We start from the raw sequence: 23,615 nt of genomic DNA, 5'->3' as shown, positions 1-23,615 counted from the left end.
ATTTCTAAATGGGTATGTCCATCCATGGACGGAGCTTTTGCTGATTGTGATAGTTTGAGATGCGAAAGGTCAGTTCGCTGTAGGTGTCCGTGGTCTGGATGCGATCGAGGTAGCGGTTTTTGCGGGCCATGGAGTCGAGGTCGAAGGCCCAGAACTGGCTCATGAGCGGATTGATAAACAGACGCGATCCCTGGGTGCGGGTGGTGGTGTGGACGTCACCGAAGAGGCCTTTGACAGCATTGACGATGCTGCCGTTTACAATGCTGGATCGCCGTGGCATGCAGCCGTGAACGAACTCCACCGCGGCGGCATATTTTTGCGCTTCCGGCATCTCCCAAAGGAGGCTCCAGGTGCCGAGGTGACCACCGATGGCTGAGAGCGCTGCGGCGTTTTCGAGGAAGTGCGCATGGCAAACGCCGTGATAAGCATCCACGCCAAGACCGAGACAGACGACGAATTTCCGAATGTCCGCGGGCAATGAGTGAGCGGCGGCAAGAGACGCGATGTCTTCCTGTGGGGTGCCTAGTCCGCACTCGTCTCCGCGCATGAGGATGTCCGTGCCGCCATCGATGAGGATGAGGGTGTCGAAGCGCAAGGCGGCAGCGAGCCATTCATACACTGCGCGGACGGGCCGAACTCCGCCTGGCTGGAGCGCATGAACGGGAGTGTCATGGCCTTCGGATTCCAGCCACTGCGCGAGATACTTTTCAGGGAAGTATTCGGACGAACCGGAGGTGTTGCCACGGACAACCGAGAGTTGCGGCAAGGGCTTGTCTTCGCAAAACGAGAGTTCCGAAAAGGACCAATTTGCCAAGTGCACAGTCTTGCCCTGGCTGCGGAGCCAGAAATAGAGAGGCAACCCGGCAAACACGTCGAAGCCGCCCCCTGCGCCGGCGATGAGGACATTTTTTGCGGGCTCGAGCTGAGTGAAGAAAGGGAGTTTCATGCGCTCTCCCCTTCCCTGGTGTTTAGATTGAGAGGTTCGCGGGAGGCGAGCCATTCGTCGGGGATGCCTGCACCGCCAGCAGCGAGCGCGACCAAGCTGCCGACGATGGCGCAGTTGGTGTCCATGTCTCCATGCACAGAAACCGCTGCCCAAAGGGCTTCGGCATAATCGTCGAGATGTCGGCAAGCGCACCAGAGACAGAACGGCACGGTGTCAGAAGAAATCACCTGCGAGCCATTGCCGAGAATTGAAGCGGCTGTTTTCGGCGAAAGCTCAAGCGGCAAAGTCAGAGCTTTTTTCAGACGCCAGTACGTTTCAGTTTTGGGAAGATTGGCGAGAACGAATTGGATCAGTTCATGATCTTTCTTTCCGGACGCACCACGCTGCGTAACCATCCAGGCGGCGGCGAGCGCCACGGCTATGGCTCCAGTTTGACCGTCTTCATGTGCGTGAGTGACCATGGCTGAATCCCGGGCGTTCCTGATGAGAAGCGTCAGGTCATCCGCAAAATAAGCGCCTATGGGCGCGGCACGCATGGCACCGCCATTGCCGCAGGAGCCCTCGCCATCGAAGACCCGGCCCGCAGCCTCCTGCCATGGCACGCCCTCACCGATGGCCTGCAGGATGCCCCGTGCGGTGCCGCCGTAACCACGGTCAGGTTCTTTGGTGTATTTGGCAGCAAATTCCAGAGCAAGCCAGTCAGGCACAACGTGACCATGCTGTTGTAAGCTGCGGACGATGGCGACAGCCATCACCGTGTCATCGGTGAAGAACCAAGGCGGTGGCGGAATGAAACGACCGTCCAACCGCTGATCCGCGGTGACTGGTGTCACAAAGAAGAAACTCTGACCGAACGCATCGCCGACTGACAGGCCGTCGAGGGACAGCAGAGCGCGCTGGAGTCGTTCGTGGTTGGACTTTGTCGTCATAACTGTTGGGTCAGCTGCCGTCGCTTTGGCCCCAGCTGAAGTGGAGCTTTTCGATTTCATCGAGGATGGTGGAGAGGCGGGCGATTTGAGTGTTTTCGGTGACGAGGTCGAGGAAGGCGCGGGCTTCGTCGAAGTGGAAGAGTTCGCTGGCGGGGCCGATGTGGAAGGTGAGGTGGCCGACTCCGGCGAGGCGGGCGGCGAGCATCTGGAGCAAGGCCATGAGAGTACGATTTCCGCCGAAGGCTCCGCAGCCCCACCAACCGGTGTTGATGGTGACCTCAGTGGGAGCCACGTTTTGACGTGCTGATTCAAGCGCGGCAGCCATGAAGCCGCTGGTGGCGGTCTGAAGAATATCGGTGATCTGCCTTCTTGAATACACGCCAATGCCAGTGGGTGCGGAGATGGCAAGGATGTTGGACTGCCGGTTGAGGACAGTGATCGTGCGCAAAACCTCGGCGGTGCTGGCCTGCTGGAAGGCATTGCCATACAGAGGTGTGGTTTTATTCGGGAACCAAAACAGGCTGATGATGCTTTGCCACCAGGATGATGAGCCTCTTTTCTGTGATCGAGCGCCGGAGAGATCCAATGCGCACTGGCGCGGCACATTCGAAATGAGCACGGGGGTGCTGATGCCGTTTTCGCGGGTGAGAGCGGGCTGCTCATCGCGAAGCAGCGCCTCGCGCAAGGAACCGAGCACGGGATGCTCGAGCACCTGCCATTCGTCCTGCGCCATGAGCGGTGAGCCATAGGCGGCAAAGAGACGCGGGTCGGCGAAATTGAGGTGCCAGATGCCGGGGCCGGAATGGCGATAATGGAAGAAGCCGGTCTCGGCTTTGAAGGCGCACGGGTGCAGCGGTGACTCCTCTGGCAGAGGAGCCATCTGCCAACGGGTGTAGCGCAGGGTGCCAAGCGTTCCATCGCTCTCGGAACGCACAAGGTCATAGACGGCCTGCTTGTGAGCGTGCCGCCAGACGGGCGGGAAATCCGAGGCCAGTCGGGCGATGTCGAAATCGATCTGCTGCTGGAGGACGGGGGCGATCATGAAGGGTTCATGCAAGTGCCGGGTGCAGCGTTTTTTCAAACTGACTGAAGAGGCTTTTGAGATCCTGCTGGCGTGGCAATGTCAGGCGCCACTCCGCGGGGATGGCGTCGAGGCCGTAGTGCAGCCCCGCGAGGCCTCCGGCGACGCAGCCGGTGGTGTCGGTGTCATCGCCGAGGTTCACGGCTTTGAGGACGCATTCAGAAAAGCTGCTGGTGGTAAGAAGGCACCAGAGCGATGCGGTGAGCGTTTCCATGACGTAGCCGCCGGAGTGGATGTGAATCTCTGGCTGAGAGGCGAGATCGCTGCGGAGCAGATCGCGAAAGGTGCCAAGCTCGTCTGCATCAGCATAGAGGCGGTGGAAATCTGCCTGAGCATTTGCGAGTGCTTCTTGTGGGCTTGCACCCTGCATCAGGCCGCGAACCACCAGACCGTGAAAGACGCAGGCCATCTGCGAGCGAGCATGGCCATGGGTGATGGCTGAAGCCTGACTGAGACGTTCGGCGAACTCGGGAGCACCAAGATCCAACGAGGCAAGCGCCACGGGGAGGATGCGCATGAGGGAACCGTTGCCATTGTCATAAAGCCCACGACCACCGGCCTGGAGAGCCGGAGTGCCCTCACGGATGCGAAGCAAGGCCTGCCGGGTGGCAATGCCGATGTCGAAGACAAAGCCATGTGCAGCCCAGTGGCCGAGCTCAAACCACTGGAGAAAGCGCTCGCCCATGTCCTGCGCATCAAAGCCCTTTTCCACGAGGCTTTCGACAGAGCAGAGGAGCAGGGAGCCGTCATCGCTCCAGGTGCCTGCCTTCTGATGATGGACACCGTAGGAGCGCATGCCGAGCACGGGGTCTTTTTGACGAGCCTCACGACCGGCAAACTCCACGGGTACCCCGAGGGCATCGCCAACTAGGGAGCCATACAGGCCGCCGAGGATGCGTTGAGTGTTTGGGTTTTGATTCATGGCCGTTTTTCCCTGAGCTGCTTCCGCACCTCCATGAGGGCAAAGCCGAGCAGGTTCAGGCCTTTCCATTGCGCGGGGTTTTCGGCGTTCGGATCCGTAGCGGCCATGCCGATGCCCCAGATGCGGTCAAAGGGGCTGGCTTCGACGATGACGCGGTCGCCGGTGTGGAGCAGAAAGTCGCGCAGATCGGCGTGCTGGCTGAATTTGGCAAAGTTGCCACTCACCACGATCTCCCAACGGTTTTGGAGCCATCTGGCATCATCGAAATTTTTCACTTCGCGTCCGAGTTTTTTAGCGATGGCGGGAGTGGATGCGGGCAGGATTTTTTGCAGCGTGTCGTTGTCCCCGAAGAGGCGGGCTTTTTCCGCCATCATGTAGTGCTCGGCGGTGGCATAGGTGATGTCGTCGATGACGAAGGGATGACCGGCCCACCACTGGCTGAAGCAGTTCTTGCCCAGATTGCCGTCCTTGGATGGTGTGTGGCCCCAGAAGTGCAGCCACTGCGGAACGAAGCCCTGCTGGATCTGGGTGACGAGTGTTTCGGTTTTCATGCTGAGAACTGGTCTTTGAATGCTTTAAGGTTGGGGCCGCTGCCGGTGGGGTCGTAGACGGCAAAGACGACTTCTTTAAAATGGGTGACGAAAGCGCCGCCGGGCTGAAGCAGCATGGCAAATGTCCTGGCAACGAGGCGGGGATCGTTGCGGAAGACGCCGCAGCCCCAGGCACCAAGCACGAGACATTCGATCCCGGTGTCCACGGCGGCTTGCAGCACCTGGGTGGCACGTCGGCGCAGGGTGGGTTCCACTTCTGGGAGGCGACCCGGCTCGTTGCGAGAAACCGCGCCGGCGTTTGGCGCAGGAGCGGTGATGACCGTGGCGAGCACGGGGTCTTCAAGCAACTCGCCCGCGTCGTCGCGGAAGAACGGAACCCGGGGAGAGGCGGCGACGAGATCCAGATAGAGGCAAGAGTGATGGCTGCGATTGCGCTCGTAGTAGGCGGGAGCACAAAGCAGGCAGTCATACAGCGCGCTGGAACGCGAGAGGGCCTCCTCCTGAGCCTCCGCGCCGTTCAAGAATCCGCCGCCTGGATTTTTGGCGGAGGCGAAATTCAGACAGCCTATGTTGTTTTTTCCTTCGCGATGCAGACGCTGCATGGCGGCGAAGGTGCTTTCACCGGTCACTTCAATGGCAACGAAGGATCCTGCATGCTGTGGCGTGTCGATCGCGGCGAGGGGCGTTTCATAGAGCCGGGTGCCGTGCTTCGCTGCCCGCACGAGATGGGAAATGTCCACGCGCTTCCCGGATGGAGCAGTGTAATGTCCTTGCTCGACAATCTGGACGGTCTGGCGTGCGAGCTCCTGGCGGGTGCTGCGTTTCATATCTCGAAGAGGAATCCCTTCTTCTTGAGGCGCTCGTACTTCACGGGATCAAAACGGAAGAGCTGGGCGGGGCGGTGGGCGCCCTCGCGATGCTGCTCTTTGAGAGGGATGAGAAGATCGTAACCGAGGACTTTTTTGCGGAAGTTTCGTTTGTCGATGCTGGTGCCGAGAACGCTTTCATAGAGGCGTTGGAGCTGGGTGAGGGTAAACTTGGGGGGGAGAAGCTCGAAGCCGATGGGCTCATAACGGAGCTTTCCGCGGAGACGGGCTAGGGCGGTGGCAAAGATCTCGGCGTGGTCGAAGGCGAGCGCGGGGACATCGGACACCGGGAACCAGCGGGCTTCGGCGGCGTCTGTGGAGGCGGCGGTGGTGTGGTCTGCGGGTTTCGTCAATGCGTAGTAGGCGACGCTGACGACGCGCTCGCGGGGATCGCGATCCACGGTGCCGAAGGTGTAGAGCTGCTCGAGGAAGATGGTGGAGAGGTTGGTCTCCTCCGCCAGCTCGCGGCGGGCGGCTTCATCAAGGGTTTCCTCAACACGCACGAAGCCGCCGGGGAGGGCCCAATCGTCTTTGAAAGGGGCGATGCCGCGGCGGATGAGGAGAACCTGAAGGGCGGACTCGCCGCCATCAAAGCCGAAGACGACGCAGTCCACGGTGAGGGCGGCCCTTGGGTATTCGTAAGTGTGTTTCACACACTAAGTAATGTGTAGTTTTCACACTATGTCAAGGAGTGAATCTGGCGAGGCGGATCTAGGATCTCGTCAAGGGGGAGAGCGAAAGGTATTTTGACCCAAGCGTTCCCGGAGGAGGAGGATTTGGCGAGGAGGCTGCGACTTGCAGAAATAGGAAGCGGCGGATGTTGCGGAGCGATTTGATCGAGGACGAGTTCGAGTATGAGGACGAGGACGATTTTAAAGGGGGGCTCCAGGGTGCCCTGCGGGCCCTTACCGGCCCTTGCATCTGGCGGGTGAGGCCCTACTATGGCGGCCCCCTTGAACCAACCCCATCGATAGAATCGTTAGAATACCATGAGCACCCTGAAGAATGTCGCCATCGTCGGAGCCACAGGCGCTGTGGGCGCGGAGATGATCCGCTGCCTGGAAGAGCGCAAGTTTCCCGTAGGCAAGCTGACCCTCCTTGCCTCCGCACGCAGCGCCGGGAAGAAGCTGAAGTTCAAGGGAGAAGAAATCACCATTCAGGAACTGACGCCGGACTCTTTCCAAGGCATCGACATCGCGCTGTTCAGCGCAGGTGGCGGCATCTCGCGTGACTTTGCCCCGCACGCCGTGAAGGCCGGCGCGGTGGTGGTGGACAATTCTTCCTTCTTCCGCCAGGACCCGAACGTGCCGCTGGTGGTGCCGGAGATCAATGCGGCCGATGTGAAGAGCCACAAGGGCATCATCGCAAACCCGAACTGCACGACTGCGATCTCGCTGATGGCGCTGTATCCGCTGCACCAGGCGTTTGGCGTGAAGCGCATCTTTGCCTCCAGCTATCAGGCGGTGTCTGGCACGGGAGCGCAGGCCATCGAAGAGCTGGCCAATCAGTCGCGCGAATGGGCGAGTGAAAACCGCGCCTGGGACGCCGCGAAGCTGGACAGCAAGCCGCATGTGTATCCGCACCAGATTGCCTTCAATGCGATCCCGCATGTGGATTCCTTCCTCGATTCCGGCTACACCAAGGAAGAGATGAAGATGGAGAACGAGGGGCGCAAGATCATGCACCACGACAAGTTCCGCGCGTCTGTGACCTGCGTGCGCATCCCCGTCTTCCGCGCGCACAGCATCGCCATCAGTGCAGAATTTGAGAAGCCGGTGACGGTGGCAGCCGCGCGCGAAGTGCTGAGCAAGGCCCCTGGCCTGGACGTGCTGGATGATCCGGCCGCGAAGCAGTATCCGCTGGCTCTGGACATCGCCGGCCGCGACAACTGCGCGGTGGGCCGCCTCCGCCTGGACTGCGCGCTGGACAATGGCCTGTGCTTCTGGGTGGTGGGCGACCAGCTCCTCAAAGGCGCGGCTCTGAATGCGGTGCAGATCGCAGAGTGTCTGCTGTAAGCTGCCGTAGGAAGCGAAGTACTTTTATGAAGGCGGGGCCGCTCGATGGCCCCGCCTTTTTTGTAACTCGGTTCAGGGCGGGCCATACAGCGCACGGAGGCCGCAACAAATGCGGCTTACAACTTTCTTACAACCTGCTCACAAGAGGCTGACTCATTTGTCTTCTGCTGTGGAAGACTAGCCTCAGATCAAAGGGAAGGCGGCTGCGGCCGTGGACTCAAAAGATCATCCATTTCTCAAGTGTGGCTATCCTTCTGGCTGTTGGAGACACCTACAAGTTACCGGGGCGGACTCGAAAGTCCGCCCCGGTTCTTTTTATGGTTTTTATAAATTTTAGATGACCAAATAAAGCATGAGGCTAAATTATCCGCCTCCTGCATGCTTCAACGCCGCTCCACGATCCTGTTCATCATTCTGGTGATTTTGCCACTGGCCCTGCTGGCCTGGCTGGGGACGTACCTGATCCGTGATGCGGAAAAGCGCACGGATGCCTCCATGCAAGCCATTCTAGCTGAGCGTCTTAGCTCGGCAGACCAGCACCTGCTGCATGACATGCGGCAGCTGACGGACAGGCTGGATGCGTGGGGTGCGCAGAGCATCGGCTCAGCGCGGCTGATGTCTCAGCGGCTGGCCACGCACCCTTGGGTCGCGCAAACGTGGTCGGTGGCTGGAGAAAGCCAGGCGATCGAAACCTTTGAGGGCAAGGCTGGCTACCAGCCGGGGCCAATTTTCAAAGCCGAGGAGCGCATTCAGGCCATTCTGGAGTCCACGCGCAATCCGGACAGCATGCCGCAGTTTGTCTCAGCGCTGGAGGATGGCGGGCCGCCTTTTCAGCGGGCATATGCCACCGGCATCTCCGCGGCGCAGCAGCGTGCGTCTTCATGGATGACCTACCTGAAGATGTTTGGCTACCACATCGACGACCGGCCAGTGGAATCTGGGGAGCCGATGATGTGGAGCGGGTGGCATGTGGGGGATTCCGTCTTCATGTACTGGCACCGCTTTGCTGACGGCAGCCTGAGCTGCGCGCTGATGAACCCGAAGATGCTCATGAATTCGCTGTTTCAGCGCCTGCCGCAGCCAGGAATGGCCATTCCGCCCGGAAGGATGATGCTGACGACGGTGAAGGGCATCCCTTTGCACGAATGGGGCAAAAGACTGCCCGGCTCCGAAGGGGCGCCAGCGGCGCACCGAGCCTGCTCGGAACCACTTTCCCAATGGGAGATGGCCTACACACCGGCGAATGAGGAGTTTCCCAAGCCGTACCTGTTTCCCATCCTGCTGGGGGTGAGCTCCGGCATTGTACTCGTCTTTGTGGTGGGCTGGCTGTATTTCCATGAGAGCGCGAGCGAGATCCGGGTGGCGCAGCAGCGCGTGACGTTTGTGAACCAGATCTCGCATGAGCTGAAGACACCGCTGACGAACATACGCCTGTATGCTGAGATGGCGGCGCACCGCGCGGAGTCGCAGGGAGACAGCATCGCAAAGAGGCAGCTGGGAGTGGTGGAGGCGGAGACGTGCCGTCTGGACCGTCTGATCCAAAACGTGCTGAACTACGCGCGCCAGCAGCGGGACAAACTGACGATCCAAACAAAGCCGCTGGCGCTGGACCAAACAGTCTCGCGCATTGTGGAGTTCTGGAAGCCGCTGCTGGAAAACAAGGGCTTTGAGATCGTGACAGTGCTGAACGGGCCGGAAAGCATCGAGGCGGACCCGGATGCCATCGAGCAGATCCTGGGCAATCTGATTTCAAACGTGGACAAGTATGCCAATGCCGGAAAGTGGATCGGCATCCGCACAGAGCATGACGAGCGCAACACGCGGATCATTGTGGAGGACCGTGGCCCGGGCATCCCCTCCGGCAAACGGCGCACGGTGTTTGAGCCGTTTGAACGGCTTCGCTCCGACCTGGCCGAAGGTGTGAGCGGCACCGGCATAGGATTGACCATCTCCCGCGAACTGGCACAATTGCACCGCGGCTCGCTCACGGTCTGCCCCAATTACCGCGAAGGCGCACGATTCATCCTCACCCTCCCCAACCAGTCATGACCAAAATACTCATCGCCGAAGACGACGACCACACACGCGATGCCCTGCGTGAAGTGCTCACCATGGAAGGCTACGTAGTCATCCCTGCCAGCGACGGGCTGCAGGCGGTGGACTTTTTCCGCGCGGAAAATCCGGATTTCGTCTGTCTGGATGTGATGATGCCCGGCCTCAACGGCTACGAAGTGTGCAAACAAATCCGCCGCCAGGATGAAAAGGTACCCATTCTCTTTCTGACCGCGAAGGCGGAGGAAATTGACACCGTGCTCGGACTGGAACTGGGTGCGGATGACTACATGACGAAGCCCTTCGGCGTGAAGGAGATCATCGCCCGGATCCGGGCCATCCTGCGCCGCACAGCCTCGCGTGGCGGCGGCAGGACGGATGATGACTTTACCATGGACGATCTGCGCATCGTGCCGACAGAGCTGCGTGCCTACCGCGACAAGGTGGAGCTGGCGCTCAGCCCGCGTGACGTGAAGGTGCTGCGGCTCCTGTATGACCGCCGGGGCAAGGTGATCGACCGCAACACGCTGGCGGACGAGGTCTGGGGTGTGGACTACTTCCCGGAAAGCCGCGCGCTGGACCAGCACATCTCGCAGCTGCGCAAACGCATCGAAAAAGACCCGGCTCAGCCACGCATCATCCGCACGGTGCACGGCGCAGGCTATCGGTTTGAATGAGAAGTGCGTTAGGCTGCGTAGAATGACGCTTCGATCGATTCGCCTCGCCCGCCCTTCGGGCTGGCGGCGGTCGTTTGTCTTGATATCACTCGGCTCTCTCATCCGTCATTCTTTCTCATGCTTACCTTCGATGCCCATCTCGACCTCAGCCTCAACGCCCTAGGCGGATTCAATCGCGACCTGCGCCTGTCTGCGCATGAGATCCGCCGCCGGGAAGCAGGCATGACGGGGAAAGGACGCGCCGGTGGCACGACGACCTTTCCTGACATGCGGCGTGGCCGGGTGGGCATTTGCGTGGCCACGCAACTTGCGGGGTGCATGCCGGGACCGTCACCGATCGCGGGGTGGATGTCTCCGGAGCAGGCCTGGGCGGAGACGCAGGGGCAGCTCTCATGGTATCGGGCCATGGAGGAACTTGGAGAGATGCGACAAATCAGAAACGTGCGTGAACTGGATGAGATGGTGGCGCTGTGGAATGATGCGTCCATTCCTGATGAGAAGAAGGCCATCGGCTACATCCTCAGCCTCGAAGGTGCAGATTCCATTCGCACGGTCGGCCATCTGGAAAAGGCTTGGGAGCAGGGGCTGCGTGCCATGGGGCCTGCTCACTACGGCGTGTGCCGCTATGCGCTCGGCCATGACAAGGTGGGTCCCCTGCCCTCCGGTGGCAAAGAATTGATCCAGGAAATGGACCGTCTGGGCATGATTTTGGATGTGACGCACCTCAGCGACGAGTGCTTCTGGCAGGCGCTGGAAATCCATCAAGGCAGGGTGTGGGCCAGCCACAGCAACTGCCGGGCGCTGGTGCCAGATCCACGCCAGTTTGACGATGACCAGATCAAGGCGCTCATCTCACGCGGTGGTGTCATCGGCGCTGCTCTGGATGCGTGGATGATGGTCCCGGGCTGGGTGCGCGGCAAAACGACGCCGAAGGAAATGGGGCTGAAGCTGGAGGTGATCTGCGACCATATCGACCACGTCTGTCAGATTGCTGGCAACGCGTTGCACAGCGGGATCGGCACGGATCTCGATGGTGGCTATGGCATTGAGCAAACGCCGGAGGATCTTGACACCATCGCGGATCTCGCGCGCATTCCTGCCATGCTGCAAAAGCGCGGCTATAAGGACGAGGACATCGCCAACATCATGAGCGGAAACTACCTGCGCCTGCTGCGTGAAGCATGGGCGGAGTGATGCGGTGCGGCGCGCTTAGCCACACTGAATTTTCTTCACGCCGGCCTCCAACTCCTCCACCGTGAACTTCACGGGAATAAATTGCTCAATCAGCGCCATGTTGGTGCGGATGTGATTGCTGAGCGCCAGCGTGTGAAAAACACCGCTGCCGGCCAGAGCCATCGGAAGTAGAAGCTGATCCGCCAGATGCACCCCCACGGGTGCGGAAGAGGCCAGATAGGAGCGCAGGCCTTTCGCCGCGCCTGTGGCCACGGCTTCAGCCGACTTGCCCATTTGGGCGATGCCGGTGCTGATCTCGCACACATTGGCAAACCGCGCGCCGAGCAGGATGGTATTGCCAGGACCGGCGCTATCAGTGGCATAGCGCAGTTCGATCTGATCGGCGGCCCATTCCAGTAGATGGGAGGCCGTGGCGATCTCACGTTCCGCGATGTCGCGATGCAGATGCGCATGGAGGACTCGGCCAAAAGTTCCCACAGAATCGCCGCGCTCAATGAGCTTGAGCTTCTTCCATTTTTTGACGGGATGAATTTCTGCCGAGATCACGCCGCCGCCTGCCTGCATGAAGCCATGGCGCTCCAGCGCGGCAGAGGCCTTCACGCCCATGGTTTGAATCACAGGCAGGTAGCAATGCTCGATGAAATCAAAGGGCGGAGCCATGGGGTTGTGCGTGCCGCCTTCGATGCGCACCGTGCTGGACTTCTCCGCATGCAGCAGCGCGGGCAGCAAGGTCTGCAGCACCAGCGTGGTGCTGCCACCTGAGCCGATGGCAAAGGAGTAATCCCCGCCCACGACTTTCCCTGGGCGGAAGACGAGTTCCAAGGAACCCAGCTCCGCGCCATCGACGCAGGCATCGCATACCTCCGCCGCGGCATTCACGCAGGTGAGGTGCTGGCGCATGAGCCCCGGCTTCTCCCGCTTGCCGCGAATGTTTGTCATTCGAAACGGCTGGCCGGTGGCCAGAGAAAGGGAGAGCGAGGAACGCAGAAGCTGCCCGCCGCCGGACTCGCCGGAGATTTGGAGGATGGGGGTGGATTTCATGTTAGTTGGGCTGGGATCGGCGAAAATGAGATAGCAGTGACTTCCGTTGAACCGCTTAGGAAGCACTGAATGAGAGATTTCAATTGCCAGAGTCCGAGCAGAAAAATCAAGAACCCGATGGCGATCGAAATCAGACAACCGGCTCCCGCCAATTTCGATTGAAAGGACTGAGGTTCGGGTGTGCGGAGTGCATCGACACGACGCACTCCGCTGAATTCGATGCACTCGGCAGCCACGGGAGCCTCGCCCTCAGCAATAGCCATATCAATGGCATCGCGAAGGGCCATGAGGCCGCTCCGATCTCCAAACAGCATCATGCTTCCTGAATCGTGGTCCTCATCGACTTCCACCCATGTTGAAAGGGGCTCTGTTTCTTGACTGTTCACACATTTTCGGGGTTCCGGCTCATTCTCTCAATCATCCGCCTCCGCCGCGTCTTTGATGACGAAGCGGGCTTTCAGTTTGCACACCTGCTGGGCCAGACCGGCGGACTCGACGCTGCGGAGGACTTCTTTGAAGTCCTTGTAAGCGTTTGGAGCTTCGTCGATCGGGTACTGGCGGGAGTTGAAGAGGATGTCGTGGGTGTCGAAGTCGGCGTCCACGCTCTTTTGATCGAGCGTGCGCGCAGCGGCCTTGCGGCCCATGCAGCGGCCGGCGCCGTGGTTTACGCTGTAGCAGCTTTTCACAGCATCGGGCTTCGCCACCATCACCACCGAGCCATCGCGCGGATTTCCTGGCAGCAAGATCGGGTGACCGGTTGCGGCAAACGGCGTATCTTTGAGCGAGTGATGGCCACCTGGGAAGGCGCGCGTGGCGCCTTTGCGGTGCACCCAGGAGAGCTGATTGTCCACCACCTCCTGACGGGCGATGTTGTGACTGATGAAGTACACGAGCTGGCCTTTCGCCCCAGGAAGGACTTCCTGGAAGGCTTCAAGCACGAGCGCATTGATGAGCATGTGGTTCACGGTGGCGAAGTTCGCCCCGAGCGCCATGTCATCGAGATAGGCGTCCGCCTCAGGCGTACCGAGCGGTGCATACACGAGCTGCTTGTCTTCGGCTGGGAAGGACAGACCCCAGGTGCGGAAGAAACCTTCCAACGCCTTGAACTGGCGCTGCGCCAGGATGTTCCCAAACCCGCGGGATCCGCAGTGGCTGAGGAAAGCGACATGGTTGTCCTGCAGGCCGAAAACTTCGGCCGTCTGACGCATCGCCGGATCATCGGCAAGCTGCACCACCTCGCACTCACCGAAGTGGTTTCCACCCCCGTAGGAGCCGAGCTGGGTCATCTTGTTTTCAAAGGATGGGAAGCCATTGAAGGCACGCATCTTGTCCAGGCGCTCATGCAAAGCGGAGACGGTTCCGTCGTGGCCGAAATGCTCACTGTCTTCGCAGCGCAGCGCCCACTCCGGCGGGATGCCGAGTGCTTCACACACGCTCTTGCTCGCACCTTCGGCGCACACCTGCACACCGAGAGCTTCGGACACGCGACGCGATTTCTTGGCCTCGCGCTGACCGCGGCCGGCACCCGTAGGCGTACGTTCCACGATGGCATCTATGAGCCGACGGCGGATGGATTTGTCCACGATCGCATCGGCAGGAATGTTCATCTGCAGAAGCGACATGGAGCACTTGATATCCACACCCACCGGGCCCGGATAGATGTGCGTTGGAGAAACCATCACGCACCCAACCGGCGCACCGTAACCGGCGTGCGCGTCCGGATTGAGCACGAGATCCGTCACGCCTGGAGCGGAGCGCGAGTTCAGCGCCTGATCGATGCAGGTCTGGTCGAAGCCGGAACGGATGGCCTCCGTCCCGATCACAGTGATCGGTTTTCCCGCGTTGTTACGCGCAGGCAGGAAGGCTTCGGCTTCGTTGGTGATGTGGAATGGAGATGTCATGGTTGTGTTTGGAAAGTGGCGGTGACGACAAGGATTTGATGAAACGTTTTTCTCTGCTCTACCACTGAGCTACGGTCCCGTAAGGTGGGACCGGAGGGATTCGAACCCCCGGCCTGAGGCGTTATGTGATGCATGTAGTTCCATCGGGCATTCGTCACCCTTTGAGGTAATTTGGTTTGTCAAAAAAAGTGGCGACAAGGATGGAGAGACTTCTCCGCATTGCTGCGGGGCGGGATTTGCACCCGCTGGTTACGATGTAGTCCGCTCCGGCATTCGCCAGGATTGATGCGATGAGTTTAAAAAGGTGATGGCGACAAGGGTGTGAGAAACGCATCCAATTGCTCTACCGACTGAGCTACTGCCATGCTCGCGCATGTCAGGTAGGACTCGAACCTGCGGCCGATTGGTCCCAATGTAGTTCCTCTGGCATTCGCCATCATTTTGAAAAGGGTTGGGAAAGGAGCCTGGTGACAAGAATTGGAGAGACGTTACCGTGAAAATGTAGTCCGCTCCAGCATTCACCAGGCTCCAAAGGGTGGGTTGTTTAGAGAGGTGTTTTTTCGATCTCGCCGACCCAGTGCTCTCCGTTGAGTTCGCCACGGGCAAAGGCGGCAATCACACTGAAGACTGAATCGGAGAAACCACCGATATTAAGGATGTCCGCGCGCTCCTGGGCCTGGGTGGTCGCGTAAGGCTGGATGTCCAGGCACACGAGACGGGCTTTCGGATTGCGCTGCTTGAACTTCTGCCACTCGCTCATCGTGCGGGTGGCGGAACCACCGAAGTGACCATGATAAGGAGTGTCCATCCACGACTCGTTGTCAGAGACGAAAATCACCAGATCTGCCTGCACCTTGCGGGCATTGAGATCGATGAGCATGGCGCTGCAGTTCGTCCCGCCGCAAGGCAGGGACGCGAGCTTCTGGGCGTTCGTCATCACAGAATCACGGGGATTCAGGGATACACGAACGACATTGTTCTCAAAAGGCAGCACCTCGGCATCACGGTTCTGGCGCAGGAAAGCGGCGGCTACCAGGGCGGCCACGTCGATGCAGCGCACTTTGCTGGTGGCGCCCTTGCGAACACCGGTCACAGCGGAGTGCATGGAGCCGGACACATCCGGAGCCACGATTACCTTCCCGGACACCACAGGCACATTGGAAACCGAGATCTCCATCGCATCCTGCAGCGCCTCCTTCACTTCATGCGGCACGTCCGCGCCGACGTTTTGATAAGCGGCCATGAGCTGATAGGGGAACACCTTGGAGCGGCGCACCTGCTCCTCGTGGCGCAGACGGCTGGCCACAAGACGGGTGATCTCCTTGACGGAGAACACGCCGTGTCGGGCAAAGGTGTTCAGGTTCATGCGCGTCATCTGCCATGGGGCACGACGGGCGATGGCCTGCCAGTGGTCTGCGGTCAAAGGCAGCGCAGTGAGCATCTGAAACGGCACGTCCGGAGGATTTCCCTGCGGCTCGGCTTTCCAAGACTCAAACTCGCGCACGATGCGTGGCAGCGCCGAGGCATCATGCTTGCGCCCGATGAGGTAGCCATACAGCGCCTCGCGGCTTTTCGTGGCAGGATGCGGGTGCACCATTTTCACGATGTCCGCCAACGACGGCGACTGCCCCACATCCGCACGGAAGATGGCCTCGTCAGAGTGAGTCTCGAACCAACGACGCACAAGGCGCTTTGGCAGAGAGCCGAGTGACTTGCGACCCGTCACACCGGAGCGGAGGATCTGCACAAAGTTGCGCAGCATCTTGGCATCATCGATCACGCGATCAAAGATCAGTTCCAGACGTTCGGCATCACGGGCGGCCAGCACGGCGCAGAGCAGGGCCGGCACGTCCTTCATGAACCCTTTCTGGCGGCAGTGCAGCGCGGTGCGTGCGATGAAGTCCGTAGGCACCTTCTCGCACAGCTTCAGCACCTGCTGGAGCTGATCTTCCGCCGTGGCGTAGTAGGTGCTGTTCAGGCAACCCGTGGCCGCATACTGGGCCAGAGCGTGGCGTGGCGAGAGCTTGTAAGCGAGGCCACCGGCTTCATTGAAGCTGTCGGCCTTTGGAGCAAGGATGCCGCGCAGAGTGGAGAAGAGAGTTTTGCTAGCCATGGTGTCGATCAGGTTGGTTGTTTCGTGTGCCAATCCTTATTGCTAGCGCCGTGCCAAGTGCTGAAAAGCGAGGTCCGGATGACGCTGCGTGCCTTGTAGATCAAGGGAAAGAAAGGTTTTCGAGTTTTTTATCGTTCGATCTTCCTCAGCTTCTACTTGTATCTTTATTATCCCTTTGGATAATTTTTTATCCGCGATGCGCTCAACTAAACCCGCCACCACCTTTGGATTCCTTGGCACGACGCTGGACCGTGCTTCTGGGCCGGATCGCTGGTCCAAATGGCGGCCCACAGTGGCGATGTGTCAGCACGAGGATCTGCTGATTTCACGTCTAGAACTGCTGGTGGAACCGAAGTTCGCGGATCTGGCGCAGCAGGTGAAGGCAGACATCCACAAGGTTTCGCCGGAGACCGAGGTGGTGCTGAACGAATTTGCGCTCAAGGACCCCTGGGACTTTCAGGAGGTGTATGAGCGGCTCTATGACTTCGTTCACGCCTACAGCTTTGATCCGGAGAAGACGGATTATTTGATTCATCTCACCACAGGCACACACGTGGCGCAGATCTGCTGGTTCCTGCTGAACGAGGCGAACTTCATCCCTGCGCGGTTGCTGCAAACTTCACCCTCACGCGAAGGTGGGCGTGATGCGAGTTCGGCAGGGCGTTACGAGATCATCGACCTCGATCTCTCCAAGTATGACAGGCTTTCCACCCGCTTTGCTCAGGAGCAGGAGCGCACGCTGGATTTCTTGAAGAGCGGCATCGCCACGAAGAGCAAGAGCTTCAACAAGCTCATTGAGCAGATCGAACTGGTGGCGGTAAATTCCAAGGCGCCCATGCTCATCATGGGGCCGACCGGCGCGGGCAAGTCGATGCTGACAAGCCGCATCTATGACCTGCGCCGTTTACGTGCGGGACTCAGCGGTAAATTTGTGGAGGTGAACTGTGCGACGCTGCGTGGAGACCACGCGATGTCGGCACTGTTTGGCCACAAACGCGGCTCATTCACTGGCGCCCAATCAGATCGTCCTGGTCTGCTCAAGGAAGCCGACAAAGGCCTCATCTTCCTGGATGAAATCGGCGAACTCGGCCTCGATGAACAGGCGATGCTGCTGCGGGCGCTGGAGGACAAAACCTTCCTACCCATGGGCGCCGACAAAGCGGTGCAGAGCGATTTCCAACTCATCGCAGGGACAAATCGTGATCTGCGGGCGCAGGTGGCCGCGGGCAAATTCCGTGAGGATTTGCTCGCGCGAATCAATCTGTGGACCTTCACGCTTCCGAGCCTGGCCGAGAGGCGGGAAGACATCGCGGCGAATCTGGATTTCGAGCTGGAGCGCTATGCCAAAACGCAGCGCCGCCAAGTGCGCATGAACAAGGAGGCGCGAGAGTCCTTCCTGAAATTCGCGCGCAGCCCCGACGCAAAGTGGAGCGCCAATTTCCGTGATCTGAACGCGGCGGTGACACGCATGGCGACGCTGGCCCCCAAGGGGAGGATTACAGTGGAATGCGTGGAGGCGGAGGTGGAACGCTTGATGGAAGGCTGGAGGGATTCAAGGACGCCAGCGGAAAGCACACAGCTTACGGCAGAGCAAAGGGCGGAGATTGATCCCTTTGACCTGGCGCAGCTCGAGTATGTTTTGCGAGTGTGCCGGGACAGCAAGACGCTATCCGATGCAGGCAGGCGGCTGTTCGCGGTTTCGCGCACGAAGCGGGCGAAGATGAATGATGCTGACAGGCTCAAAAAATACCTGGCGCGCTTCAAATTGAGCTGGGCTCAGGTGACTCAATGACCGGCTACACCTGCGGCTCCTTTGATTTTAGCACTTCGTACTTCGTCAGTTCGCGCCATTGGCCTTTGGGGAGATTGCCCAGCACAAGCATGCCGATCTTGACGCGCACCAGGCGAAGAACCTCAATGTTAAAGGCTTCGAGAAGACGGCGGATATGCCGGTTCCTTCCCTCGTCCAGCACCACTTCCAGCCAGACGTTTTTTTCGCCCGTGCGAAGAATTTTGACGGATTTGGCGGAGAGGTGATCTCCCACCTCCTCGTCCAGAACCCCTTCCCTGATCTGCGCCATGCGCTTCTCATCCACCGTGCCGCTGATCTGCACGTGATAGGTTTTGTCGAGATGCGTGTCAGGATTGGTGATGGCATCCGCCCAGACATTGTCATTGGTGAAGAGCAGCATGCCTTCACTGGCTTTGTCGAGACGGCCAACGGGAGAGAGGTGGGGCAGCCTGGAATTCTCGAAACAGGAGTACACGGTCTCGCGCCCCAGTTCGTCCGACGCACTCGTCACAAGGCCGCGGGGCTTGTTCAGCATGACGTAGATGCGTGGTGCCTGATTGATGCTGACGTCATCCATGATGATGACGTCTTTTTTGAGTATAACGGGAAACTCGGGATTTTTCCGCACGACGAGGTTCACCTTCACCTTCCCCATGCGAATGAGTTCGGTGGCACGGCTGCGCGAGCAGAAGCCGAGCTTTGACATGGCGCGGGCGAGACCGGTGCGCGTAGGAGGTGGCTGGGGAGGCATGGCGGCAGACTACTACATGCGCGGTTTTAAATCGCGCTCAATATCCTCGCGATCGACACGATTCCTCGCCTTGATCTTGTGGTCGCGTTTGTTGCGGCGTTCCACGGTCATCTGGCGTTTTTTGCGCTGCTTGCGCAGCTTGGCGATCTCGTCCTCCAGCTTCAGGTAGCCCTCGTAGCGCTCGGCATCCAGCGTGCCGGCCTCCACGGCACCACGAATGGCGCAGCCGGCGTCAGTGCCGTGCTTGCAGTCACCGTATTTGCACTGACGCGCGAGTTCGTCAATGTCGGCAAAGCGCTCGCGCAGGGTGGTTTCATTCGTCCACATCTGCACCTCTTTGATGCCAGGGTTGTCAATGATGATGCCGCCTTTGTCGAGCACCAGCAGCTCGCGCGCTGTGGTGGTGTGACGGCCTTTGCCGGTGATCTCATTCACCTCGTCCACCCACTGCCAGTCCTCGCCCAGGAGCAGATTTACCAGTGCGGACTTGCCGACACCGCTGGAGCCGATGATGGCCACGCTTTGGCCGCGCTTGAAGTACTCTTTGAGAACCTTTAGCCCTTTGCGTTTCTTCACGCTGGTCACGTATACATCAGCATCCGCATTCAGCGCGCGGATCTCCGCCGCCGCCTCCTGATTTTGTTTGTCGGGATAAAGGTCGGCCTTGTTCACCAGCACGACGGCCTTCGCGCCGCTGCGGGCGATGAGGGTGAAGTAACGCTCCATGCGGCGCAGGCTGTAGTCCGGTCCCGCATCGGTTACCACAATGACCGCATTCACATTCGCAGCGATCACCTGCTCCTCCGCGCTGAAGCCGGAGGCTTTGCGTGAAAAGCAGGTCTGCCGCGGCAGTCGGGCGCGGATTATGTTGTCGCCCTTCTCGCCGCCGACTTCCAGCGCCACCCAGTCTCCCACGGCGGGCAGGTCGGCGTCCGTTTCCGCATCGTGATACACCTTCCCGCTCAGGATGACCTCGAATTCATCAAAGCCTTTCGAGCCATCTTCAAGCAGCGCGCCGTAGCTGATCTTGTTGTCACGGATCAGGCGCGCGGGTTTCCAGCCCTGGGCATGATACGGCTCAAAGTGCTTCGCGAAGAAGTCATTCCAGCCGAGATCGATGAGGCTTAGCGACGCCATTGGTACATCCAGCGTTCAGAGATGACTTTTTCCTTGTCCTTTAGCTCCATCATGATCTCCAGCAGGTTCGTGGTCTCGGGGATGTCCAGCTTGAAGAAGGCGCGCCAGCCGCCGGTCTCGCTGTTGCGCATCACGCGCTTGTCCAGCACCTTGCCCTCGCCTGCGCTGAGCACCACATCGATGTCGGGCACCCAGTCCTTGGGCTTGTCAGCGCCATTTTCCAGGCCTTTGCCAAAGTCGATCACATAGAGATGATCATCGGAGTCCATGACAAATCCGCGACGTGAACTGATGACGCGGCAGAGTGCACCGGGGTAATGCTGATCAAGCCAGTTGAGCTTGTACTCCACCTTCAGCGGCTCTTCAGGTTTCCCGGGCAGATGCTCTGGCTTCCACATGGCCACAATGTTGTCCCAAGTTTCTTCACCGCTGGAGAGCTCCACCAGAGTGACAGCGCCTTTGCCAAATCCGCTTACAGGCTCCACCCACACCGCGGGGCGTCGGTGGTAGTTGGCCTCGAGATCCTGAAAGTTGTTGAAATCACGGTCGCGCTCCGCGAGACCGAAACCCTTGAGCTTGTCCGTTTCAAAAATGCTCAGGCGCATGTCTCGGCTGACATCCAGCGGACGCCAGATGGAGGGACCGTCCACAATTTCGACCTGTAGGCCGTCCGAATCATGCACCTCAGGGCGGAAATCATAGGGCTTGGGGTGTGAATTCTCACCGAACCAAAACATGCTCGAAAACGGAGCGATGCCGAGCATCTTCACCTGCTTGCGAAGATGAAGAGTGGCTTTGATTTTCATTTCGGTGCTGACTCCCGGCGCACACTCAAATTCGTAAGCGCCGGTGATGCTCGGCCCATTGAGCAATGCGAGCAGCTTGAAGGACTTGTCTCCCACCTTGGGCTGCTGGAACCAGAAATGCGTGAAATCAGGGAACTCCTCCGGCTCTCCGCCAATGGTGTTCACCGCGACGCCGCGGGCCGAGATTCCGTAGCCGAGCTGCGTGGTCACGGCGCGGTAATAGCTGGCACCCATGAACACCATGAATTCAAAGGGGCGCTGAACCAGGGAGTCCGGTGCCAGCACGCGAAAGCCGGCGTAGCCCACGGGATTTTTGGCATCCGCCGGCACCTTGAGATCGCCGTATTCGAAATGACCGCGGTCAAAAGGGACTTCAACAGTCTGGGGCTCCTTGATGTTGTAAAAGACGACCGGCTTCTTAAACATCCAGCCCGGGTGGAAAAACTCAATGCGGTAGGTGTCCCCCTGCTCGGCAAAAAGCGCCTTGTCTCGCAGGAAGCGGATCTGGCGGTGACCGTCGTATTTCAATCCTTCGAAAAACGGATCGAGCTGCTGAGTCGGTGCCTGGTAGGGTTGCAGAGCCAGATTGGCGGCCACTTTTTCGAGATCAGCAAAGCCCTTGACCGATTCCAAGGCGACTTGAGCGAGGCTCGAAGAGGTGGAAATGACCAGAGCAGCAAACGGGAGGAAGAATTTCATGCGGGAGGGGTGCGCAAGGATGCAGCACAGAGGGTGCCAGTCAACCGGTGTAGCAGGGGCCTCCCCCCAAGCGCCCGCGGCCATGGCCGCTCAGGGCGGCGCGCTAATTTTCAGGCCTCGAAACTCCAGCGCCCCCGCCTTTTCACCTTCAGGACCACCAGAATCGCCTCCCAAGCCGAAGGTCTGCTTCTCTTCGCCGATGCAGGGATGTCTCGCAGTGACGGTCTTGCCGTCGATCGTTGCGGTGATCGTTGGGCCTTTGAATTCGATCTTCACGTGGTGCCACTCGCCTGTTGCAAGCACGTTTGGCTGCTTGAGGAGGTCCGCATGTTCTCCCACCTTCGGATGTGCTAGAATGCGCACCGCATCCCTGGCCATGACGAGGTGGACGATGTGCCCGCGCTCCTGCGAGCCGTTGAAGATGATGCCGGCAAAAGTCGCCTTTCCTTCAAGGCGGAAGTCGCATTCAAGACTGGGATCCTTCATGGGAAAGCGGCGCATTTTCACCGGGCCATGGCGGCGCGGGCCGGACTCAAATCCGCGCAGAACGCCATCCTTTGCCCTCCAAGTGCCGAGGCCCCAGAACCAGTCTTTGGAAAGCTCAGTGTTAAAGGATTCTTCGAGCAGCACCTTCGGCTCGGCAGCGCGGAGGTCACTGGCAAGACTGCACAACAGCAGAAGAAGGAGAAGGATGCGCTTCATGGCTTCGCCTCGCCACTGATCTTAAGATTTCGCACTTTCACGGATTTTCCGGCGGCAAGCCAGCTTCGATTTTTGGGCGTGGCAAAGTAGGCATGCTGGGCGCGCAGTTCCTTGCCGTCCAGATTCGCGGCCATCTGATCGCCCTGCCACTCGACGCGGAGCTTGTGCCACTCGTTGGGCTTTGCCTCCACGGGCAGCTTGGCAATGGTCTTCGAAGGCTTCCCCGTGTCTTCAGCGATGCTCAGCTGAGTGGCTGTGACGACCACGCGGCCGATGTGCTTGGTGGAGTCGCAGCCGACCAAAAAAGTGCCGGGGCCTTCGATCAGAAATTCCACCTCGATCGTGGCGTTGGCTAGCCCCACTTGATGATGCAGCACCGGAATGTGCTTCTGCTCAGGCAGGTCCAGCACGCTCAGAACTCCGCCTTCAGGCGTCCATTTCCCTTTGGCGATGCTGAAGCTGGAATCGAGCGGACCTTTAAAATCGGGCGCAGCCAGCAGCGGCAGTGTGTGGTCATGCAGCAAAGGTTTGGCATCTTCGGCGAGTGCTGAGACGGCCAGGGCAAGGAGGGTCGTGAGGATGTGGAGCGGTTTCATGAGAGAAGATTGTTTCAAGATTGGGTCATTTGATTTTCCAAATTTTGACGTCGTCGATCCAGACAGTGCTGGGCACGAGAAAGCTGAACCAACGTTTCATCGGGTGTGCGAAGCCTTCGGAGCGGTGGCGGGCGAGAATTTTGCCATCGATGCTGAGGCGCAGTTCATCGCCTTCGGTGACGAGGACGAGTTCGTGCCATTCGGTATCAGGCTTGTAGGGCGCGGTGACCTGCTTGGTCTTGAGCAGCACCTCTAGATCCGCGGGGATCTTTGCTTTTTTGGCTGCAGCCTCTTCGCGCTGTTTGCGGATTTCGAGATTCATGACCCCGGTCTTGTGGTCTATCAGCGTTATGCCGCTCTGGCTGACGATGCCGTAGCACAGATGCCCCGCGTGGACGCCTTTGAGCTCACGATCGACGTAGCCGAGCTGCAGAGATTCGCCCTTGCTGAGGCCAGGAAATTTGAACCGAATGACGGCGCCACCATCAGTGAATCCCGCATCGTGATGGATGTGCGCCGCATGCCCGGCTTCTTTGGTGGCACTGGCGATTTTCAAGATGCCTTCATTGAGATCCGCCTGCTTGATCTTGGGAATACGATCTGCGGTGGCGCTTTCCCAGCCATTGCCGATGGCCTTCAAACCGTTGCCGGTTTCCTCGCGCTCGAAGGTGTCGTGGAAGATGAGCTGCCCTTTCTCGCGCAGCCAGGTGGCGTCATCGCGTGTGTCTGCGAATGATGTTGAACTGAGAAGCAGGAGCGGAATGAGATGAAGAAGGTGTTTCATGGAGCGTGCGAAAAATCAATGGAGCAAAGCTTGGCATGGATGGGTGGAATCTGGCACAAA

General features: G+C 59.3%; 22 protein-coding genes. 5 read left to right on the top strand and 17 right to left on the bottom strand.

The genetic code is table 11. The features are described 5' to 3' along the window. Nucleotides 1-4 precede the first annotated feature (4 nt). Genes ACILSR_RS08170 through ACILSR_RS08140 form a run of 7 tightly spaced genes read right to left on the bottom strand, consistent with a single transcriptional unit; the run spans nucleotide 5 to nucleotide 5,948 of the window. The gene (locus ACILSR_RS08170; RefSeq protein ID WP_395749254.1) at nucleotides 5-946 is read right to left on the bottom strand and encodes a DUF1152 domain-containing protein; all 942 of its coding nucleotides are present in this window, start codon (nucleotides 944-946) and stop codon (nucleotides 5-7) included. After that, the gene (locus ACILSR_RS08165; protein ID WP_395749253.1) at nucleotides 943-1,935 is read right to left on the bottom strand and encodes an ADP-ribosylglycohydrolase family protein; all 993 of its coding nucleotides are present in this window, start codon (nucleotides 1,933-1,935) and stop codon (nucleotides 943-945) included. Before ACILSR_RS08165 ends, ACILSR_RS08170 begins: the two co-directional genes overlap by 4 nt. Then, nucleotides 1,886-2,917, bottom strand: a complete 1,032-nt coding sequence (locus ACILSR_RS08160) for a hypothetical protein (RefSeq protein WP_395749252.1) — start codon at nucleotides 2,915-2,917, stop codon at nucleotides 1,886-1,888. Before ACILSR_RS08160 ends, ACILSR_RS08165 begins: the two co-directional genes overlap by 50 nt. A 7-nt stretch (nucleotides 2,918-2,924) precedes the next feature. Beyond that, complete coding sequence (locus ACILSR_RS08155) at nucleotides 2,925-3,878, bottom strand: ADP-ribosylglycohydrolase family protein (RefSeq protein WP_395749251.1); 954 nt, start codon at nucleotides 3,876-3,878, stop codon at nucleotides 2,925-2,927. Further along, entirely contained in the window at nucleotides 3,875-4,429 is a 555-nt protein-coding gene (locus ACILSR_RS08150; protein WP_395749250.1) for an NADAR family protein, read from the bottom strand. The genes ACILSR_RS08155 and ACILSR_RS08150 overlap by 4 nt, the downstream gene beginning before the upstream one ends. Continuing rightward, a complete protein-coding gene (locus ACILSR_RS08145; RefSeq protein ID WP_395749249.1) occupies nucleotides 4,426-5,256 on the bottom strand; it encodes a TIGR02452 family protein in 831 nt (276 codons plus the stop codon). The genes ACILSR_RS08150 and ACILSR_RS08145 overlap by 4 nt, the downstream gene beginning before the upstream one ends. Then, nucleotides 5,253-5,948: an NUDIX hydrolase gene (locus tag ACILSR_RS08140; protein WP_395749248.1), complete on the bottom strand. Its 696-nt coding sequence runs from the start codon at nucleotides 5,946-5,948 to the stop codon at nucleotides 5,253-5,255. The genes ACILSR_RS08145 and ACILSR_RS08140 overlap by 4 nt, the downstream gene beginning before the upstream one ends. Before the next feature lie 336 nt (nucleotides 5,949-6,284). Between ACILSR_RS08140 and ACILSR_RS08135 the strand changes: the two genes are divergently transcribed. From ACILSR_RS08135 to ACILSR_RS08120, 4 genes are all read left to right on the top strand, one after another. After that, nucleotides 6,285-7,310: an aspartate-semialdehyde dehydrogenase gene (locus tag ACILSR_RS08135; protein WP_395749247.1), complete on the top strand. Its 1,026-nt coding sequence runs from the start codon at nucleotides 6,285-6,287 to the stop codon at nucleotides 7,308-7,310. A 378-nt stretch (nucleotides 7,311-7,688) separates the two neighbouring features. Then, nucleotides 7,689-9,359: a sensor histidine kinase gene (locus ACILSR_RS08130; protein WP_395749246.1), complete on the top strand. Its 1,671-nt coding sequence runs from the start codon at nucleotides 7,689-7,691 to the stop codon at nucleotides 9,357-9,359. Beyond that, nucleotides 9,356-10,039, top strand: coding sequence for a response regulator transcription factor (locus tag ACILSR_RS08125; RefSeq protein ID WP_395749245.1), 684 nt, complete (start codon nucleotides 9,356-9,358; stop codon nucleotides 10,037-10,039). The genes ACILSR_RS08130 and ACILSR_RS08125 overlap by 4 nt, the downstream gene beginning before the upstream one ends. 117 nt (nucleotides 10,040-10,156) lie before the next feature. Continuing rightward, nucleotides 10,157-11,233, top strand: coding sequence for a dipeptidase (locus ACILSR_RS08120; protein ID WP_395749244.1), 1,077 nt, complete (start codon nucleotides 10,157-10,159; stop codon nucleotides 11,231-11,233). Between the two features lie 15 nt (nucleotides 11,234-11,248). Here the strand turns inward: ACILSR_RS08120 and rtcA are convergent, their stop codons facing one another. The 4 genes from rtcA to ACILSR_RS08100 form a co-directional block, all read right to left on the bottom strand. Next, nucleotides 11,249-12,274: an RNA 3'-terminal phosphate cyclase gene (gene rtcA, locus ACILSR_RS08115; protein WP_395749243.1), complete on the bottom strand. Its 1,026-nt coding sequence runs from the start codon at nucleotides 12,272-12,274 to the stop codon at nucleotides 11,249-11,251. Next, nucleotides 12,271-12,660 carry a hypothetical protein gene (locus ACILSR_RS08110; protein WP_395749242.1) on the bottom strand — a complete coding sequence of 130 codons (390 nt, stop codon included), beginning with the start codon at nucleotides 12,658-12,660 and terminating at the stop codon, nucleotides 12,271-12,273. The genes rtcA and ACILSR_RS08110 overlap by 4 nt, the downstream gene beginning before the upstream one ends. Nucleotides 12,661-12,687: 27 nt before the next feature. After that, a complete protein-coding gene (locus tag ACILSR_RS08105) occupies nucleotides 12,688-14,175 on the bottom strand; it encodes an RtcB family protein (RefSeq protein WP_395749241.1) in 1,488 nt (495 codons plus the stop codon). 544 nt (nucleotides 14,176-14,719) lie between these two features. Continuing rightward, nucleotides 14,720-16,288 (bottom strand): TROVE domain-containing protein, encoded by a 1,569-nt coding sequence (locus ACILSR_RS08100; RefSeq protein ID WP_395749240.1) that lies wholly within the window; start codon nucleotides 16,286-16,288, stop codon nucleotides 14,720-14,722. Nucleotides 16,289-16,484: 196 nt separating this feature from the next. Here ACILSR_RS08100 and rtcR point away from each other — a divergent pair, with 196 nt between their 5' ends. Continuing rightward, nucleotides 16,485-18,080 (top strand): RNA repair transcriptional activator RtcR, encoded by a 1,596-nt coding sequence (gene rtcR, locus ACILSR_RS08095; RefSeq protein ID WP_395749239.1) that lies wholly within the window; start codon nucleotides 16,485-16,487, stop codon nucleotides 18,078-18,080. Between the two features lie 4 nt (nucleotides 18,081-18,084). Here rtcR and ACILSR_RS08090 read toward each other — a convergent pair whose 3' ends face one another. The 6 genes from ACILSR_RS08090 to ACILSR_RS08065 all read right to left on the bottom strand — a co-directional run bounded on the left by ACILSR_RS08090 (nucleotide 18,085) and on the right by ACILSR_RS08065 (nucleotide 23,555). Beyond that, on the bottom strand, nucleotides 18,085-18,831 hold the full coding sequence (locus ACILSR_RS08090) for a pseudouridine synthase (RefSeq protein WP_395749238.1): 747 nt from the start codon (nucleotides 18,829-18,831) through the stop codon (nucleotides 18,085-18,087). Nucleotides 18,832-18,843: 12 nt separating this feature from the next. Next, entirely contained in the window at nucleotides 18,844-19,968 is a 1,125-nt protein-coding gene (rsgA, locus tag ACILSR_RS08085; RefSeq protein WP_395749237.1) for a ribosome small subunit-dependent GTPase A, read from the bottom strand. Beyond that, on the bottom strand, nucleotides 19,956-21,473 hold the full coding sequence (locus ACILSR_RS08080) for a glucan biosynthesis protein (RefSeq protein ID WP_395749236.1): 1,518 nt from the start codon (nucleotides 21,471-21,473) through the stop codon (nucleotides 19,956-19,958). The genes rsgA and ACILSR_RS08080 overlap by 13 nt, the downstream gene beginning before the upstream one ends. A gap of 90 nt (nucleotides 21,474-21,563) precedes the next feature. Continuing rightward, complete coding sequence (locus ACILSR_RS08075) at nucleotides 21,564-22,175, bottom strand: family 16 glycoside hydrolase (RefSeq protein ID WP_395749235.1); 612 nt, start codon at nucleotides 22,173-22,175, stop codon at nucleotides 21,564-21,566. Beyond that, entirely contained in the window at nucleotides 22,172-22,771 is a 600-nt protein-coding gene (locus ACILSR_RS08070; RefSeq protein WP_395749234.1) for a hypothetical protein, read from the bottom strand. The genes ACILSR_RS08075 and ACILSR_RS08070 overlap by 4 nt, the downstream gene beginning before the upstream one ends. A 25-nt stretch (nucleotides 22,772-22,796) precedes the next feature. Beyond that, entirely contained in the window at nucleotides 22,797-23,555 is a 759-nt protein-coding gene (locus tag ACILSR_RS08065; RefSeq protein WP_395749233.1) for a hypothetical protein, read from the bottom strand. Nucleotides 23,556-23,615 lie beyond the last annotated feature (60 nt).

This window comes from Prosthecobacter sp. (genome assembly GCF_044222565.1).
In the GTDB taxonomy this organism is placed as follows: domain Bacteria; phylum Verrucomicrobiota; class Verrucomicrobiia; order Verrucomicrobiales; family Verrucomicrobiaceae; genus Prosthecobacter.
Note: the sequence above shows the minus strand (reverse complement) of the source record. Positions and strands in the feature narration are given on the sequence as shown.

Coding starts and splice junctions, on each gene's coding strand:
- ACILSR_RS08170 (WP_395749254.1), bottom strand. CDS start 946: ATGAAACTCCCTTTCTTCACTCAGCTCGAGCCCGCAAAAAATGTCCTC.
- ACILSR_RS08165 (WP_395749253.1), bottom strand. CDS start 1,935: ATGAAATCGAAAAGCTCCACTTCAGCTGGGGCCAAAGCGACGGCAGCT.
- ACILSR_RS08160 (WP_395749252.1), bottom strand. CDS start 2,917: ATGATCGCCCCCGTCCTCCAGCAGCAGATCGATTTCGACATCGCCCGA.
- ACILSR_RS08155 (WP_395749251.1), bottom strand. CDS start 3,878: ATGAATCAAAACCCAAACACTCAACGCATCCTCGGCGGCCTGTATGGC.
- ACILSR_RS08150 (WP_395749250.1), bottom strand. CDS start 4,429: ATGAAAACCGAAACACTCGTCACCCAGATCCAGCAGGGCTTCGTTCCG.
- ACILSR_RS08145 (WP_395749249.1), bottom strand. CDS start 5,256: ATGAAACGCAGCACCCGCCAGGAGCTCGCACGCCAGACCGTCCAGATT.
- ACILSR_RS08135 (WP_395749247.1), top strand. CDS start 6,285: ATGAGCACCCTGAAGAATGTCGCCATCGTCGGAGCCACAGGCGCTGTG.
- ACILSR_RS08130 (WP_395749246.1), top strand. CDS start 7,689: ATGCTTCAACGCCGCTCCACGATCCTGTTCATCATTCTGGTGATTTTG.
- ACILSR_RS08125 (WP_395749245.1), top strand. CDS start 9,356: ATGACCAAAATACTCATCGCCGAAGACGACGACCACACACGCGATGCC.
- ACILSR_RS08120 (WP_395749244.1), top strand. CDS start 10,157: ATGCTTACCTTCGATGCCCATCTCGACCTCAGCCTCAACGCCCTAGGC.
- rtcA (WP_395749243.1), bottom strand. CDS start 12,274: ATGAAATCCACCCCCATCCTCCAAATCTCCGGCGAGTCCGGCGGCGGG.
- ACILSR_RS08105 (WP_395749241.1), bottom strand. CDS start 14,175: ATGACATCTCCATTCCACATCACCAACGAAGCCGAAGCCTTCCTGCCT.
- ACILSR_RS08100 (WP_395749240.1), bottom strand. CDS start 16,288: ATGGCTAGCAAAACTCTCTTCTCCACTCTGCGCGGCATCCTTGCTCCA.
- rtcR (WP_395749239.1), top strand. CDS start 16,485: ATGCGCTCAACTAAACCCGCCACCACCTTTGGATTCCTTGGCACGACG.
- ACILSR_RS08090 (WP_395749238.1), bottom strand. CDS start 18,831: ATGCCTCCCCAGCCACCTCCTACGCGCACCGGTCTCGCCCGCGCCATG.
- rsgA (WP_395749237.1), bottom strand. CDS start 19,968: ATGGCGTCGCTAAGCCTCATCGATCTCGGCTGGAATGACTTCTTCGCG.
- ACILSR_RS08080 (WP_395749236.1), bottom strand. CDS start 21,473: ATGAAATTCTTCCTCCCGTTTGCTGCTCTGGTCATTTCCACCTCTTCG.
- ACILSR_RS08075 (WP_395749235.1), bottom strand. CDS start 22,175: ATGAAGCGCATCCTTCTCCTTCTTCTGCTGTTGTGCAGTCTTGCCAGT.
- ACILSR_RS08070 (WP_395749234.1), bottom strand. CDS start 22,771: ATGAAACCGCTCCACATCCTCACGACCCTCCTTGCCCTGGCCGTCTCA.
- ACILSR_RS08065 (WP_395749233.1), bottom strand. CDS start 23,555: ATGAAACACCTTCTTCATCTCATTCCGCTCCTGCTTCTCAGTTCAACA.